Origin of the sequence: Brevundimonas variabilis, from assembly GCF_014199945.1 — a bacterium.
GTDB classification, from domain to species: Bacteria; Pseudomonadota; Alphaproteobacteria; order Caulobacterales; family Caulobacteraceae; genus Brevundimonas; species Brevundimonas variabilis.
This window is the reverse complement of sequence record NZ_JACHOR010000002.1, coordinates 447,018-460,760: the sequence shown is the minus strand read 5'-3', so window position 1 is coordinate 460,760 and position 13,743 is coordinate 447,018. Positions and strand designations below refer to the sequence as shown.

At 63.4% G+C, this 13,743-nt stretch carries 16 protein-coding genes and 2 tRNA genes; 11 read left to right on the top strand and 7 right to left on the bottom strand.

The window, feature by feature from the left end; translation table 11 throughout:
• Nucleotides 1-55 precede the first annotated feature (55 nt).
• The gene (locus GGR13_RS06860) at nt 56-2,233 is read left to right on the top strand and encodes a S9 family peptidase (RefSeq protein ID WP_183212745.1); all 2,178 of its coding nucleotides are present in this window, start codon (nt 56-58) and stop codon (nt 2,231-2,233) included.
• 17 nt (nt 2,234-2,250) lie between these two features.
• Here the strand turns inward: GGR13_RS06860 and GGR13_RS06855 are convergent, their stop codons facing one another.
• Both GGR13_RS06855 and GGR13_RS06850 read right to left on the bottom strand, forming a co-directional pair.
• Nucleotides 2,251-2,673, bottom strand: a complete 423-nt coding sequence (locus GGR13_RS06855) for a response regulator (protein ID WP_183212744.1) — start codon at nt 2,671-2,673, stop codon at nt 2,251-2,253.
• 228 nt (nt 2,674-2,901) lie between these two features.
• Nucleotides 2,902-2,975: transfer RNA gene (locus tag GGR13_RS06850), tRNA-Gln, on the bottom strand.
• 154 nt (nt 2,976-3,129) lie between these two features.
• Between GGR13_RS06850 and GGR13_RS06845 the strand changes: the two genes are divergently transcribed.
• Nucleotides 3,130-3,206: transfer RNA gene (locus tag GGR13_RS06845), tRNA-Pro, on the top strand.
• A gap of 33 nt (nt 3,207-3,239) precedes the next feature.
• Here GGR13_RS06845 and ilvC read toward each other — a convergent pair.
• Nucleotides 3,240-4,256, bottom strand: coding sequence for a ketol-acid reductoisomerase (gene ilvC, locus GGR13_RS06840; RefSeq protein WP_183212743.1), 1,017 nt, complete (start codon nt 4,254-4,256; stop codon nt 3,240-3,242).
• On the opposite strand from ilvC, the gene GGR13_RS06835 reads away from it, so the two are divergent.
• The 5 genes from GGR13_RS06835 to GGR13_RS06815 all read left to right on the top strand — a co-directional run bounded on the left by GGR13_RS06835 (nt 4,255) and on the right by GGR13_RS06815 (nt 6,902).
• A complete protein-coding gene (locus GGR13_RS06835; RefSeq protein WP_183212742.1) occupies nt 4,255-4,797 on the top strand; it encodes a DUF924 family protein in 543 nt (180 codons plus the stop codon). The genes ilvC and GGR13_RS06835 overlap by 2 nt on opposite strands.
• Nucleotides 4,798-4,864: 67 nt before the next feature.
• Nucleotides 4,865-5,722, top strand: coding sequence for a thymidylate synthase (locus tag GGR13_RS06830; protein WP_183212741.1), 858 nt, complete (start codon nt 4,865-4,867; stop codon nt 5,720-5,722).
• Nucleotides 5,722-6,027, top strand: a complete 306-nt coding sequence (locus tag GGR13_RS06825; protein ID WP_246347728.1) for a nucleoside triphosphate pyrophosphohydrolase family protein — start codon at nt 5,722-5,724, stop codon at nt 6,025-6,027. Before GGR13_RS06830 ends, GGR13_RS06825 begins: the two co-directional genes overlap by 1 nt.
• Nucleotides 6,024-6,554: a dihydrofolate reductase gene (locus GGR13_RS06820; protein WP_183212740.1), complete on the top strand. Its 531-nt coding sequence runs from the start codon at nt 6,024-6,026 to the stop codon at nt 6,552-6,554. Before GGR13_RS06825 ends, GGR13_RS06820 begins: the two co-directional genes overlap by 4 nt.
• Nucleotides 6,555-6,581: 27 nt before the next feature.
• Nucleotides 6,582-6,902: a YbjQ family protein gene (locus GGR13_RS06815; protein WP_183212739.1), complete on the top strand. Its 321-nt coding sequence runs from the start codon at nt 6,582-6,584 to the stop codon at nt 6,900-6,902.
• Here GGR13_RS06815 and GGR13_RS06810 read toward each other — a convergent pair.
• From GGR13_RS06810 to GGR13_RS06800, 3 genes are all read right to left on the bottom strand, one after another.
• Nucleotides 6,883-7,647, bottom strand: coding sequence for a sterol desaturase family protein (locus tag GGR13_RS06810; protein ID WP_183212738.1), 765 nt, complete (start codon nt 7,645-7,647; stop codon nt 6,883-6,885). The genes GGR13_RS06815 and GGR13_RS06810 overlap by 20 nt on opposite strands.
• Nucleotides 7,648-7,692: 45 nt before the next feature.
• A complete protein-coding gene (locus tag GGR13_RS06805) occupies nt 7,693-8,790 on the bottom strand; it encodes an NADH:flavin oxidoreductase (RefSeq protein ID WP_183212737.1) in 1,098 nt (365 codons plus the stop codon).
• 135 nt (nt 8,791-8,925) lie between these two features.
• A complete protein-coding gene (locus tag GGR13_RS06800; RefSeq protein WP_183212736.1) occupies nt 8,926-9,993 on the bottom strand; it encodes an Mrp/NBP35 family ATP-binding protein in 1,068 nt (355 codons plus the stop codon).
• Nucleotides 9,994-10,069: 76 nt separating this feature from the next.
• Between GGR13_RS06800 and miaA the strand changes: the two genes are divergently transcribed.
• Nucleotides 10,070-10,948 carry a tRNA (adenosine(37)-N6)-dimethylallyltransferase MiaA gene (gene miaA / locus GGR13_RS06795; protein WP_246347727.1) on the top strand — a complete coding sequence of 293 codons (879 nt, stop codon included), beginning with the start codon at nt 10,070-10,072 and terminating at the stop codon, nt 10,946-10,948.
• Here miaA and GGR13_RS06790 read toward each other — a convergent pair.
• Entirely contained in the window at nt 10,940-11,137 is a 198-nt protein-coding gene (locus GGR13_RS06790; RefSeq protein ID WP_183212734.1) for a peptidoglycan-binding protein, read from the bottom strand. The genes miaA and GGR13_RS06790 overlap by 9 nt on opposite strands.
• A gap of 91 nt (nt 11,138-11,228) precedes the next feature.
• On the opposite strand from GGR13_RS06790, the gene GGR13_RS06785 reads away from it, so the two are divergent.
• Genes GGR13_RS06785 through trpC form a run of 3 tightly spaced genes read left to right on the top strand, consistent with a single transcriptional unit; the run spans nt 11,229 to nt 13,657 of the window.
• Nucleotides 11,229-11,819 carry an anthranilate synthase component II gene (locus GGR13_RS06785; RefSeq protein WP_183212733.1) on the top strand — a complete coding sequence of 197 codons (591 nt, stop codon included), beginning with the start codon at nt 11,229-11,231 and terminating at the stop codon, nt 11,817-11,819.
• 3 nt (nt 11,820-11,822) lie between these two features.
• Complete coding sequence (trpD, locus tag GGR13_RS06780; RefSeq protein WP_183212732.1) at nt 11,823-12,872, top strand: anthranilate phosphoribosyltransferase; 1,050 nt, start codon at nt 11,823-11,825, stop codon at nt 12,870-12,872.
• A complete protein-coding gene (gene trpC / locus GGR13_RS06775) occupies nt 12,869-13,657 on the top strand; it encodes an indole-3-glycerol phosphate synthase TrpC (RefSeq protein ID WP_183212731.1) in 789 nt (262 codons plus the stop codon). The genes trpD and trpC overlap by 4 nt, the downstream gene beginning before the upstream one ends.
• Nucleotides 13,658-13,743 lie beyond the last annotated feature (86 nt).

Genomic DNA, 13,743 nt, shown 5'->3' with positions numbered 1-13,743 from the left:
ACGATGCCCCCTGCCCTCGCACAAGGTCGCCGCGTCCATACATAAGGGTGCCGCCATGAACCGCCGCGAACTGATTGTCTCCACAGCTGCGACGGCGTTCGCTGCGTCCACAACCCCTGCACTCGCTCGTCCCGCCGGAGCCCCGATGTCCAACCGCCCAGTCCCGCCTGTTGCTGCAAAAATTCCAGTGTCGATCGAGCAACTGGGGCGCACCCGGACAGATGACTATCAGTGGATGAAGGATGACAATTGGCAGGCTGTCCTGCGCGATCCAACCCTGATCAAGGCCGATGTGAAGGCGCATCTGACAGCCGAGAATGCTTATCGCGAAGCCATGCTGGCCTCGACCCTGCCGCTGCAGGAAGCGATGTTCGAGGAGATGAAGGGACGTATCAAGCAGGATGATTCGTCCGTCCCCTCGCCCGACGGTCCGTGGGAATATTACACCCGCTTCAACACGGGCGATCAGCATCCGCGGTTCTGTCGCCGTCCGCGCGGCCAGTCGGCTGGGGAAGAGATCCTGCTGGATGCCAATGCCCTCGCGGCGGGCAAGGCCTATTCCGAGGTCAGCGCTGCCGAGCACAGCCCTGACCATAGCCTGTTCGCCTATGCAGAAGACGCTCAGGGGTCAGAGGTGCATCAGATCTACGTCAGGGATCTTGCCACCGGCGAGCTTCTTCCGGACCCGATTGGCTCGGCCGGCGGAAACTTTACGTTCTCACCCGACAGTCAGTGGATCTTCTGGACGAACCGTGACGACAATGGCCGCCCGGACAAGATCTTCCGGCGGCCTGCGCGGGGCGGAGAGACAACTCTCGTCTATCATGAGCAGGACGAGGGCATGTTCATCGGCGTCGGTCGTACGTCGGATGACGCGTTCATCCTGATCTCCATCGGCAACCAGGAAACGTCAGAAGCGCGGTTCATACCGGGCGCATCGCCGACAGCCGAACCGGCCCTTATCGAGCCGCGTCAGACTGCGCGGCTCTACGATGCCGACCATTGGGCTGACCGGTGGGTCATCCGTACCAACGCCGACGACAGCGTTGATTTCAAGGTGGTGGAGGCCCCGACCGCCAACCCTGGCAAGGCGGGCTGGAACGATCTGATTCCTCACGCGCCAGGTCGTTACATCGAGGGCGTCGCCCTTGTACGAGGGTTCCTGGCGCGCCAGGAGCGGGCCGACGCCAACACGCGGATCATCATCCGCGATCGTGTCGGAGACGAGCATGAGATCGCCGTCGATGAGCCAGCCTATGCGCTGTCGCTGGGTGGAGCGTCAGAGTTCGATACGTCCGTCATGCGCTATGGCTACAACTCTCCTTCAACCCCGACATCGACCTACGACTATGATTTGAGAACCCGTGAGCGGACCCTGCGAAAGGTGCAGGAAATTCCATCCGGTCACGATCCTGCGAACTACGTTGTCGAACGCCTCAGCGCACCGGCCCCGGACGGCGAGCTGGTTCCCGTCACAGTGCTGCGCCGCAAGACGACATCGGTCGATGGTTCCGCCCCTCTGCTGCTCTATGGCTACGGATCCTACGGCATCCCCATGGCCGCATCCTTCTCGACAGGCCGGCTGTCGCTCGTCGATCGCGGCTGGATTTACGCCATTGCCCATATCAGGGGGGGATCCGACAAGGGGTGGGGCTGGTTCCTCGATGGAAGGAAATTCAAGAAGAAGAACACCTTCACCGACTTTACCGCAGCAGCAGATCATCTGATTGCGCGCAACTATGCCAAGGCTGGAAACATTGTGGCCCAGGGTGGATCGGCGGGCGGTCTCCTGATGGGTGCCGTCACCAATATGCGGCCCGAACTGTGGGCAGGGGTGATCGGCCAGGTGCCGTTCGTTGATGTGATCAACACCATGTCGGACACCTCCCTGCCCCTCACACCGCCGGAATGGCCGGAGTGGGGCAACCCGATCGAGGATGCTGAGGCCTACGACTACATGATCAGCTACAGCCCCTACGATCAGGTTGCGCCTATGGACTATCCCGCGATCCTGGCCACCGGGGGACTATCGGACCCGCGCGTGACCTACTGGGAACCGCAGAAGTGGGTCGCCAAGCTGCGCCCCGCCACGACATCAGGCAAGCCGGTGCTGCTGAAGATCAACATGGAAGCCGGCCATGGCGGAGCGTCGGGCCGGTTCGATTATCTGAAGGAGGTCGCACACGACTATGCGTTTGCGATCTGGGCGATTGAAAAGGGCTGGGAGCGTTAGGCTTCCTGTTCCTGGCCTCAGATGTCCGCCCGGCCCAGCGTCGCCAGCCAGGGCGCGGGCCGAAGTCGGCGGGGAACTTCCCCAACCCGGCCCGTCGATCGAAACCGGGCGGCGAACGCGACGGCATCCTGAATGGTCTGTTCGTCGAAAGGCTTGGAGACAGCGCCGAGTGCACCTGCATAGCCGTCTGGAATCTGCTCCGGGTTTGCTGTCAGGAAGATGACGGCAATCCCGCTGTCCTGGACCAGTCTGGCTGCGAGATCAGGCCCTGTGAGACCATCAAGCAGATTCACATCCACAAGGGCCAGTTCCGGTGCTTCGCGTTCTGCAATTGCAAAGGCGCTGGCCTGGTCCATGGCACAGCCAACCACCCTGTACCCGGCATCGCCGAGCACCATTTCCAGCTCCATCGCAAGAATGGCCTGGTCTTCGACAATCATGACCCGAAAGTCGCTCAGTGCTGCCAAATCCGCCACCAGCCCATAATCCGACTCACCGTGACCACGTTAAGTCAGCTACCGGACACTTCCTAACGCAGCAGGCCGCGCTTGGTTCGCGGAATCGCGGAAATGGCTGTTTTTATGAATGAACGGCGTTCGGGAAACCATTTCGGCTGCCTGTAGTCGGTCGGACTGCGCCGGCGCGCCGATGTCGCGTTAAAGGCGGGATGGCTGGGGAACTAGGACTCGAACCTAGAATGACGGTACCAAAAACCGGAGTGTTACCATTACACCATTCCCCAGCAGGTCCGGCGTTCCCGACGGCCTGGGCCGCTGGGAGGCGGTCGAATACGCCAAGGTCGCGGGGGATGCAACACCACATTTCCGAGGAGTGACACGCCCATATTGGCGGCTTGCGGTCGCATCGGCCCATCGCTATAAGCCCGCTCCTCAAGTCGGAGTGTGGCTCAGCCTGGTAGAGCACTGCGTTCGGGACGCAGGGGTCGGAGGTTCGAATCCTCTCACTCCGACCATTTTTCCGGTGGCCTGTCCCGAAGGGGCTCCGATCAATCCTTCGCCGATGCTGCGATGTCGCCCAGACGGCGGCCAACCGACTCGATCAACCGTTGATCAAGAGCCTTGCGGTTCGCAAGCAGTTCGGGCGACCCCTTGTCATAGTCGGCCATCAATCTTTTGACGAACGACCCGTCCCGCACGTCCGAAAGAACGGTGTCCATGGCTTCGCGTGACGGGGTGCCCAACACGCGTGGGCCGGTGAGATAGGCTCCGTATTCGGCGGTGTTGGATATCCGTGCAAAGGCACCCGCCGGCCCCAGGCTGTGCATCAGATCCGTCACCAGCTTCAGTTCATAAAAGCATTCGAACCACGCCACCTCGGGTGGGTAGCCTGCCTCGACCAGTTTCATGAAGGCGGCATCGACCAGCTCCACTGTCCCGCCGCACAGAACGACCTGTTCGCCAAACAGATCGCTCTCGCATTCGTCCCGAAACGTCGTCTCGAGGATACCCTTGCGCCCGCAGCCAAGAGCCGCTGCATAGGATAGGCCGAGGGCATGGGCAGAGCCCGAGGCGTTCTGGTGCACGCCAAACAGACAGAAAACGCCCTCCCCCGCCTCATAGAGATCGCGGATTCTCGGACCGATTCCCTTGGGCGAGGCCAGAATGACGTCGAGGTCTGCTCGAGGCGTGACGAGCCCGAATCGTACCGATAGCCCATGGGCAAAGACCAGTGCGGAACCGGTCCGAATGGTGGGCTCGATCTCGTCACGCCAGAGGTCACGGTGCGCCTCGTCCGACACCATGATCGCAACCACGTCGGCATCAGCGGTCGCCTCTCCTGCGGTTTTCACCGCAAAGCCGTCGGCCTCGGCCCGTGCGCGAGTCGGAGATCCGGGCTTCAGGCCTACGACGATTTCCGCCACGCCTGAATCGCGAAGATTGAGCGCGTGGGTCCGTCCCTGGCTGCCATAGCCGATTACTGCGACCCGCTTGGCCTGGATAATCGACAGATCGCAGTTGCGGTCATGGAAAACGGGGAGCGGCGTGTCTAGGGTCCTGGTCATGCCTGGTCTCATAACGCCATCCACGCTCGTCGGCTTCTGGAAAGACGCCGGACCCGCGCGCTGGTACAAGAAGGATCCCCAGTTCGACTGGCTCTTTCGCGAAGAAGGCAGGGCCGCGCATTTTGCCGCAGCCCGTCGGCAACTGGACGACTGGATGAGCACCGCCGAAGGTGCGCTGGCCCTCATGATCGTTCTGGACCAGTACCCTCGTAACAGCTTCCGTGGCACGGCCCATCAGTTCGCAACCGATCCCCTGGCCCTGATGTTCGCAAAGGACGCCATTGCGCGCGGCTATCCGGCCGCGTTCGAGCCTGACCTCCGCCAGTTCCTTTTCATGCCGCTGATGCACTCCGAGGCCATGGTCGATCAGGATGCCCTTTTGCCGCTTGTCGCAGATATGCCGGACACGCTGAAATTCGCCCATGTGCACCGCGATGTCATCGTGCGGTTCGGCCGGTTCCCGCACAGAAATGCCTGTCTGGGCCGTGTCACGACCGGGGAGGAACAGGCCTTTCTCGATAACGGCGGTTTCTGGGGCTGACCCGGATTCTGTGGGCAATCGAATCAGCGAGATGTGAAGCGAGGCGAATCAACGGCACAGTGTCGGCATGAACGCCATTGAAGACCTTGTCGGGATCCGGGCCACAGCAGAACCGGTCAGCCCCAACCATCCGGAATGGCCGTATCTGAACCTGCTGCGTGATATCCTTGAGACCGGCACCCGGCGCGATGACCGTACGGGAACCGGGACTCTGGGTGTTTTCGGGCGGCAGATGCGGTTTGACCTCGCTCGGGGTTTTCCGCTGCTGACGACCAAGAAGCTTCATCTGCGATCGATCATCGTGGAACTGCTGTGGTTCCTGCGTGGCGAGACGAACATCGCCTGGCTCAAGGAGAACGGCTGCTCGATCTGGGACGAATGGGCCGACGATACTGGCGAGCTGGGCCCCGTTTACGGCAAGCAGTGGCGGTCCTGGGCTGCGCCCGACGGCGAAAGCATCGACCAGATTTCTCGCCTGATCGAGGGATTGAAGACCGACCCGAACAGTCGCCGGCATATTGTTTCCGCCTGGAACCCGGCGGACATCGAGGACATGGCCCTGCCGCCCTGTCACTGCCTGTTCCAGTTTTTTGTCGCGGACGGAAGGCTGAGCTGCCAGCTCTATCAGCGATCGGCGGACGTCTTCCTCGGCGTTCCGTTCAACATCGCCTCCTATGCCCTGCTGACGATGATGATGGCGCAGGTCGTCGGGCTCAAGCCGGGCGAGTTCGTGCACACGCTTGGGGACGCCCACCTCTATGTGAACCATGTCGAGCAGGCGCAACTGCAGTTGTCGCGCCAGCCGCGTGACCTGCCGACGATGACCCTCGCTGCCCGCCGGGACCTGTTTGCCTTCGAACCGGGGGATTTTGTTCTGACGGATTACGATCCCCACCCGCATATCAAGGCGGCGGTCGCCGTCTGATGGCGCTGGATCTTCTGGTGCTTCAGGCCGATGTCCTGCGCATCTCCGACATCTATGCTGCCGAACATGCAATCGACCGGGACCGCGACTGGGCCCTGTTGAAACTTCAGGAGGAACTGGGCGAGCTGACGGCCGAGCATCTACGGCTGTCCGGACGGGCGCGGGGGCTGCCGGACACGATGGCCCAGGCCGATGAGGCGGCGGATGTGCTGGGGATGCTGTTGATCTATTGTGACCGGGCCGGGATCGACCTGGAGGCCGCCATGCGTCGCAAATGGCTGAAATGGCTGGAGCCAACTGCATGACTGTTCCCCACATCGCGCTTGTCGTCGCCAGGGCCCGCAACGGCGTGATCGGGCGCGATGGCGACCTGCCCTGGAAGCTGCGGAGCGATCTGCAGCGGTTCAAGGCGATCACTGTAGGCAAGCCCTGTCTGATGGGGCGTTCAACCTGGGAGAGCCTGCCCCTGCGACCCCTGCCCGGCCGGCTCAACCTCGTCCTGTCCCGAGACCTGTCCTACGAGGAAGCGGGCAAGGCAAAGGGGGCTGTGGTCTGCGCCAATCTGGCTGATGCGATCGACATCGCCCGTGAGACAGCCGAGGAGGACGGGATCGAGGAGATCTGCATCATCGGCGGCACCGCCCTGTTCGAGGCGACCCTGGGCCGTGCCAAACGGCTGTACATCACCGAAGTCGAAGCCGAACCGGATGGCGATGCCGTGTTTCCGGCCTTCGACGAAGCGGACTGGATCGAGGTGTCGCGCGAGGCCCATGCTGCCGGCGACAGGGATGACCACGATTTCGTCTTCCGCATCCTCGAGCGGCGCGTTTAAGCTGTACCCTCACGACAGGAGAGCTCCATGCTGATCGTCACCACGAACGATATTCCCGGCCACAGGGTCATCCAGACGGTTGGCCTCGCGCGCGGCATCACCGTCCGATCGCGCAATCTCGTTGCGGATGCGATCGGGGGTATTCAGTCGATGCTGGGCGGCAGGGTAGAGGCCTATGTAAAGCTGGCCGAGGCGTCGCGAGCCGAAGCTCTTGAGCATCTGGTCCAGCAGGCCCGTGAAATGGGGGCAAACGCGGTTGTTGCCATGCGATATGAGTCGAACGAGATCATGGAAGGCGTGACCGAGGTACTGGCCTATGGGACCGCCGTCATCGTCGAGCCGGCCTAGCCTGCCCGCCTGTTGTAGCGGGCGCATCCGGCATGGCATCCGTACCGAAAATCCGGTCCCAGAACCGGAAATAGAGCCCGAAATTCGTCTTCATGTGGGTGTGATGGCGGCTGTGGTGGGTGGCAGTGATCAATTGCGCCCCTGCCCCTGACCTTATCCAGCGATCGGGCCACATCTCCCAGCCGCAGTGGTTCATCACGGCTGTCGCAGTCATGACCGTGAGCAGAACCGCCAGCATCCAGATGTTGAGCGGAACCAGAAACGTCAGCAGAGGCAGAAGCCAGGCCGTCACCAGAGCTTCGGCGGGATCGAAGGCAAAGCTGGCGAAGGGGCTCGGGTCGCGCGCCCGGTGATGCCCGGCATGGGCCCACGCGAAGATGCTGCGGTGATGCAGAAGCCTGTGCGTCCAGTAGTAGTGGGCGTCCTGGACGATCAGCAGCAGCAGGAAACTGACGGGCAGCCACCACAGCGGATAGGCCATGGGGTCCAGATACATCTGCGTACCGCCGGCTTTCCAGGCCTCGAGGGCGATGGCTGTAGGGAAGGCATAGATCGGGGTCGACAGAAGCGAAAACCGGATCTCGTGGCGCATCATCCTCGCGGTCGGGCGCTCTCGATTGAGCTGGTGCCCGATACCCTGCGCTCGACCCCACTGCAGCCACCAGACGAAGCCGGCCACCAGCAGGTAGCGTGCCCCGATGATCAGGCTGAGCCAGACGGTCGTGATGAGGACGGCAATGATCATGCCCGCAGAGGCATCGACTGCGCCGTCCTGAACGTCAAGCGGGGCCTAGTGAAGCACCGCCATGTCCTCACGCTTGAAGTCGTTCAGTTCGTCGGTCCGGCCATCACGGATCTTCTCGACCCAGTGCGGGTCCGCCAGAAGCGCGCGACCGACCGCGACGAGATCGAACTCGTCCTTCTCCAGACGCTCCAGAAGGCCGTCGAGCGAGGCCGGCTTCGACCCTTCGCCGGCAAAGGCCGCCATGAACTCGCCGTCCAGCCCGACCGAGCCCACGGTAATGGTGGGCTTGCCCGTGAGCTTCTTGGCCCAGCCCGCAAAATTCAGGTCGGAGCCTTCGAATTCCGGCTCCCAGAAACGCCGCTGGGAGCAATGGAACACGTCAACGCCAGCCTCGGACATCGGAGCCAGCCACTCGGTCATCTGCTCGGGTGTCTCGGCGATGCGGGCGGCGTAGTCCTGCTGCTTCCACTGCGACAGGCGTATGATCAGGGCGGTATCCTCGCCAACGCCCTCGCGGACGGCCTTGATGACCTCGACAGCGAACCGGTTGCGGTCCGCGATGGCGGGGCCGCCCCATTTGTCACCGCGCTGGTTGACCCCATCCCAGAAGAATTGGTCGATCAGATAGCCGTGGGCTCCATGGATCTCCACCGCATCGAACCCGAGGTCCCGGGCAGCCCTGGCCGAACGACCGAAGGCGTGGATCGTGTCGGCAATGTCTTCCTCGGTCATGGGCTCGTACTTCGGCTTCTCGGGCGCAACGAGACCTGACGGGCTGTCCACCTTGCCCAGTGGCTCCCAGTCCCGTCCCTGCCCGCGAGCCGAACCGACGTGCCAGATCTGCGGGGCGATCAGGCCACCCGCTGCATGGACGTCCTCGACGACCTTTTTCCATTCCGGCAGGGCCTCGCCATGAAAGACCGGCACCTTGGCATCGTTGCGGGCGGCGGGCCGTTCGACGACGGTTCCCTCGGTGATGATCAAGCCGACACCACCCTCGGCCCGACGACGATAGTAGGCCGCGACGTCAGACGTCGGGATGCCGCCAGGCGAGAAGGACCGGGTCATCGGGGCCATGACGATCCGGTTTGGCATTTTCAGCGACTTGACCTGAAAGGGCTGGAAAAGGGCGTCGAGGCTCATGGAAGGGTCCTTGCAGGAGGTTGAGATACTGGAACCGAGTAGGTGGCAATCATCGTTGCGTTTGAAAACCCTTGGCTCCGTCTTTTTGTTGCGCCGACCCTTCGGCCGGACCGGGCGAGACGCAGCAGCCTTGAATCAGAGTTTCAGGGCTTCACTGACGCGCGCCGCGACGGCTGCAAAACACCGGGCCACGACTCCCTCTGGTACAGCGAGTGTCGTCGGACGCCCTGCGTCTCCACCTTCTCGGAGGCTGGCGTCCAGAGGCAGCTCACCGAGGAAGGCAACCCCAAGCCGCTCGGCCTCCGCCCTTGCGCCGCCCCGGCCGAAGATGTCGCCGCTCATGTTCTCGATCAGCCCAAGGGTCGGCACCCCGACCTTTTCGAACAGGGTGTGCGCACGGCGCGCATCGGCCAGCGCGACCTCCTGTGGGGTCGAGACGATGACGACACCATCCAGGGGCGTCTTCTGGATCAGCGTGAGTTGCACGTCGCCTGTGCCTGGAGGCAGGTCGACCACGAGCACGTCCAGCGGCGCCTCTGAGGTCCCCCAGCGCGTCTGGGTCAGCATCTGGGTGATGGCCTGCGACGCCATTGGCCCTCGCCAGACCATGGCGTCGGTTGCCTGCGTCAGCAACCCGACCGACATGGCCTTCAGACCATGAGCCTCATGCGGGACCATCGCCCCATCCTCATAGCCAGGCTTGCCCGACAGGCCCAACATGGTCGGGAGTGAAGGCCCGTAGACGTCGGCGTCGAGAATGCCAACGCTCAGGCCGCGGGCCGAAAGGGCGCAGGCCAGGTTCACGGCGACCGTGGACTTCCCCACGCCCCCCTTGCCGCTGGCGATGGCGAGGACACGCCGGACATGGGCTGGCCGGTCGGTCGGAACTGGAGCCTTGGGGCGTCCCTGCTCGACGGCAGCCGGCGAAAGGCTGGCCCCTCTTCTGGCCGGTGCCGGCACCGCCTCGGCACTGAGGACCACGGATACGCGGGTCATCCCCGGCATCGCCTTCAGGGCCGCCTCGGCAGCATCACGGACCGGTGCGTAAAGCGCCGTATCTCCGGGGGCGACCTCGATCACGAAGCCGGCACGGTCACTGGTCACGGTCAGTCCCTTCGCAAGGCCTGAAGCGACAATGCCCTGCCCGGTCCGTGGATCGGAAATGGCATCAAGCACAGCAATAACGGCGTCGCGATCGATCAAGACTTGGCTCCCGGAGCCCCTTGCAGGGCTGACGTCCGCCTTCTATCGCCCAAGGGGTCCCGTCGCGAGTGTCGATTTGTCATCCCTTCCCCCCATCACCCTGATCGCCGGACCGACAGCGTCGGGCAAGTCGAGGCTGGCGCTCGAGACGGCGGCAAGGACCGGGGCAGTGATCATCAATGCCGACAGCCAGCAGCTTTACGCCGATCTGCGGATCCTCAGTGCGCGCCCGACGGCTGCTGACGAACAGCTTGTGCCACATGCGCTTTACGGGGTCGCAGACGCAGCCGAGGCCTGGTCGGTGGGACGCTGGACCCGTACTGTCACGCCGCTGCTGGATCAACTGAGGGCAGACGGTCGGGCCGCCCTGATTGTTGGGGGAACCGGGCTTTACTTCACGGCCCTTACCCGCGGTCTTGCGGAAATCCCGGACGTTCCGATCGAAGCCCGCGATGCCGCCATGGCGCTCTATGATCTCGAGGGCGAGGCGAGCTTCCGCCGCCAACTCATCGAACGGGATCCCGTCGCCGCAGCCTCGATCGAGGTGGGTGATCGCCAGCGGCTGACCCGCGCATGGGCTGTCGCCGAGTCGACCGGACGTTCACTGTCCGAGTGGCAGGCAACGACCACGCCCGTTCTGGCCCCCGGGACCTATGAGCGGCTGCTTGTCGAGCCGGACCGCACTGCGCTGTACGAAAATTGCGATCAACGGGTCCGGGTCATGATCGAAAGCGGTGCGCTGGATGAGGTAAGTGCCCTGGTTGCCCGCCAGCTGGACCCTGCCCTCCCCGCGATGAAGGCGGTCGGCGTCAGGGAGCTCTCAGCGTGTCTCAGAGGTGAAAGTTCTCTGGAAACGGCTTCCGCTGCAACGCAGCAGACCACCCGCAACTACGCCAAGCGGCAGCTGACCTGGTTCAGGAACCAGACGGCCGACTGGCCAAGAGTCTTAGGCTGAAGGCCAGAGCGGCGCAGCCGGCTCGCTGATTTCCACCGTCGGCCCCATGATGACCACGCCGGCCATCATGACGGCAGCCAGGGCCGCGAGTAGAGCCGCGCCGAGCGCCGGGGCTGCGCTCGCCGGCATGGCCACAGGGTCGTCCAGCAGACGTCGTGCCCGGTCTATTGTTTTCTTCGCGTCGTTCATCGTGCGACGGATTGAGCCTGACGATCGTTAACGCCGGGTTTCCGTACATGGCCGGCTTGGCGGAGCGGCGGTCACACTCTAGAAGCGCCAGATGATCCTCGTCGTCGATAACTACGACAGCTTTACCTACAACCTCGTCCACTACCTGGCGGAGCTGGGCGCGGAGACTGTCGTGGTGCGAAACGATGACCTGACGGCTGAAGAGGCATGGGCCCTGAAACCGCAAGCCGTACTGCTGTCGCCAGGGCCCTGCGCACCCGACCAGGCGGGCATCTGCCTGCCACTGATCGACAGCGCGCCGATGGACATGCCCATTCTCGGGGTGTGCCTCGGGCATCAGGCCATCGGTCAGGCCTTTGGCGGGGATGTCGTGCGCGCCATGACACTGATGCATGGCAAGACCTCGCCGATCGAACATGAAGGTCTCAGTCTGTTCAAGGGCTTGCCGTCGCCCTTTACGGCGACGCGTTATCACAGCCTTGCCGTGGATCGCGCCACCTTGCCAGAGGTGCTCGAGATTACGTCCTGGACGGCGGATGGTCAGATCATGGGGCTGCAGCACCGGACACGACCCATCCATGGCGTGCAGTTTCACCCCGAGTCGATCGCGACCGAACACGGTCATGCGATGCTGGCCAATTTCCTCGATCTGGCGGGCGTCAAGCGTCTGGCCGTGGTCTAAGTCGTGTCGACAGGCTTCGCCGAGACGGGTTTCAAGCCCCTGCTGGCCAGGCTGGTCGATGGCCAGCGCCTGAATGCCGAGGAAGCCGGCGACTTCTTCGCCGCCTGCCTGAGGGGTGAGCCCACCCCGGCGCAGGTGTCGGCGGCCGTGACGGCCCTGCGAATGCGCGGCGAGACGGTGGAAGAGATCACGGCCTTCGCAAACGCCATGCGCGCTGCTGCCCTGCCCTTTCCCCACGATCACGACGTCATAGACACCTGTGGTACTGGCGGGGACGGCCAGCACACCTGGAACATTTCGACGGCTGCAGCCCTGGTGCTAGCGGGGGCCGGCCTGAAGGTGGCCAAACATGGGAACAGGGCGCTCAGTTCGCGGTCCGGGTCATCGGATGTCCTGTCAGCGCTCGGGGTCAACCTGTTGGCTTCTGTCGACCAGCAGCGGCTCGCACTTGAGCAGGCCGGGGTCTGTTTTCTGTTCGCCCCGGCCTTCCACGGGGCGATGCGACACGTTGGGCCAATCCGAGCCGAAATTGGATTTCGCACGGTTTTCAATCTTTTGGGGCCACTTTGTAATCCGGCGCTTGCGAAACGCCAGGTGATGGGCGTCTATGATCCCGCCCTTCTGGAGCCTCTGGCCGAAGTGCTGGGCAGGCTGGGAGCAACGCGTGCCTGGACCGTTCACGGTCAGGGACTGGACGAGTTGACGACGACCGGTCCAACCGAGGTCGCGGAATGGCGGGACGGGTCGGTCCGGCGGTTTCAGGTCACGCCAGCCGATGCTGGCCTGCCCGTGGCTGATATCGCCAGTCTGCGAGGTGGTGATGCAGAGACGAATGCCGAGGCCCTTCGGGCTCTTCTGGCTGGAGCGACAGTGCCATATCGAGACATCGTCCTGCTGAATGCGTCTGCGGCCCTCGTCGTCGCGGACGTTGCTAGCGATCTGAAGTCAGGCGTCGCACTTGCCGCACGATCGATCGATGACGGCAAGGCAGCGGCCGCGCTCGAAGCCCTCGCCCGGATAACGTCCATGCCCCTGCCCGAGAGCGACACATGAGCGACATCCTCGACCGGATCGCGGCCTACAAGCGGATCGATGTGGCTGGACGCAAGGCTGCGGCTCCCCAGGACATGCTCGAGCGACGCGCTGCCGAAGCCGACGCGCCGCGTGGGTTCAGGGCGGCGCTGGACAGATCCGCAAGATCGGGGCGACCGGCCCTCATTGCCGAGATCAAGAAGGCCAGTCCGTCCAAAGGCCTGATCCGGAAAGCCTTCAATCCACCTGAACTGGCGAAGGCCTATCAGGAGGGCGGCGCGTCGTGTCTTTCGGTCCTGACGGACGAACCCAGCTTCCAGGGAAATGACAGTTACCTTATTGCGGCCCGTGCCGCCGTCAGCCTGCCCTGCCTGCGCAAGGACTTCATCGTCGACCCATGGCAAGTCGCCGAAAGCCGGGCCCTGGGGGCCGACTGCATTCTGATTATCCTGGCCATGATCGACGACGGTCTGTCAGCCGAGGTCCTGTCGGAAGCGCGACGGCTCGGCATGGATGCCTTGATCGAGACGCATGACGAGACAGAAATGGCTCGCGCGGTCGCCCTGGGTGGCGATCTTATCGGGATCAACAATCGGTCTCTGCGGACGTTCGAGGTTGATCTCTCGGCGACGGACCGCCTCTCTGTCATGAGCCCGCCCGGAGCCCTGCTTGTGTCCGAAAGTGGAATTTTCACACCCTCGGATGTGGAACGGGTCGCTGCCGGAGGGGCCCGCGCGATCCTGGTTGGCGAAAGCCTGATGCGTCAGCACGATGTCGCGCTGGCAACCCGGGCGCTGCTGGCCTGACCGACCTCCGTTCCCGTTAAGTTGACATTTACCCGGAACACTTACAGAACATCGGCAACGGTTCACGCCTTGTTCTGGACGATTCG

Coding starts and splice junctions, on each gene's coding strand:
- GGR13_RS06835 (WP_183212742.1), top strand. CDS start 4,255: ATGCCTGGTCTCATAACGCCATCCACGCTCGTCGGCTTCTGGAAAGAC.
- GGR13_RS06825 (WP_246347728.1), top strand. CDS start 5,722: ATGGCGCTGGATCTTCTGGTGCTTCAGGCCGATGTCCTGCGCATCTCC.
- ilvC (WP_183212743.1), bottom strand. CDS start 4,256: ATGACCAGGACCCTAGACACGCCGCTCCCCGTTTTCCATGACCGCAAC.
- trpC (WP_183212731.1), top strand. CDS start 12,869: ATGAGCGACATCCTCGACCGGATCGCGGCCTACAAGCGGATCGATGTG.
- GGR13_RS06860 (WP_183212745.1), top strand. CDS start 56: ATGAACCGCCGCGAACTGATTGTCTCCACAGCTGCGACGGCGTTCGCT.
- GGR13_RS06810 (WP_183212738.1), bottom strand. CDS start 7,647: ATGATCATTGCCGTCCTCATCACGACCGTCTGGCTCAGCCTGATCATC.
- GGR13_RS06790 (WP_183212734.1), bottom strand. CDS start 11,137: ATGAACGACGCGAAGAAAACAATAGACCGGGCACGACGTCTGCTGGAC.
- GGR13_RS06785 (WP_183212733.1), top strand. CDS start 11,229: ATGATCCTCGTCGTCGATAACTACGACAGCTTTACCTACAACCTCGTC.
- GGR13_RS06815 (WP_183212739.1), top strand. CDS start 6,582: ATGCTGATCGTCACCACGAACGATATTCCCGGCCACAGGGTCATCCAG.
- GGR13_RS06820 (WP_183212740.1), top strand. CDS start 6,024: ATGACTGTTCCCCACATCGCGCTTGTCGTCGCCAGGGCCCGCAACGGC.
- GGR13_RS06805 (WP_183212737.1), bottom strand. CDS start 8,790: ATGAGCCTCGACGCCCTTTTCCAGCCCTTTCAGGTCAAGTCGCTGAAA.
- GGR13_RS06855 (WP_183212744.1), bottom strand. CDS start 2,673: ATGATTGTCGAAGACCAGGCCATTCTTGCGATGGAGCTGGAAATGGTG.
- GGR13_RS06830 (WP_183212741.1), top strand. CDS start 4,865: ATGAACGCCATTGAAGACCTTGTCGGGATCCGGGCCACAGCAGAACCG.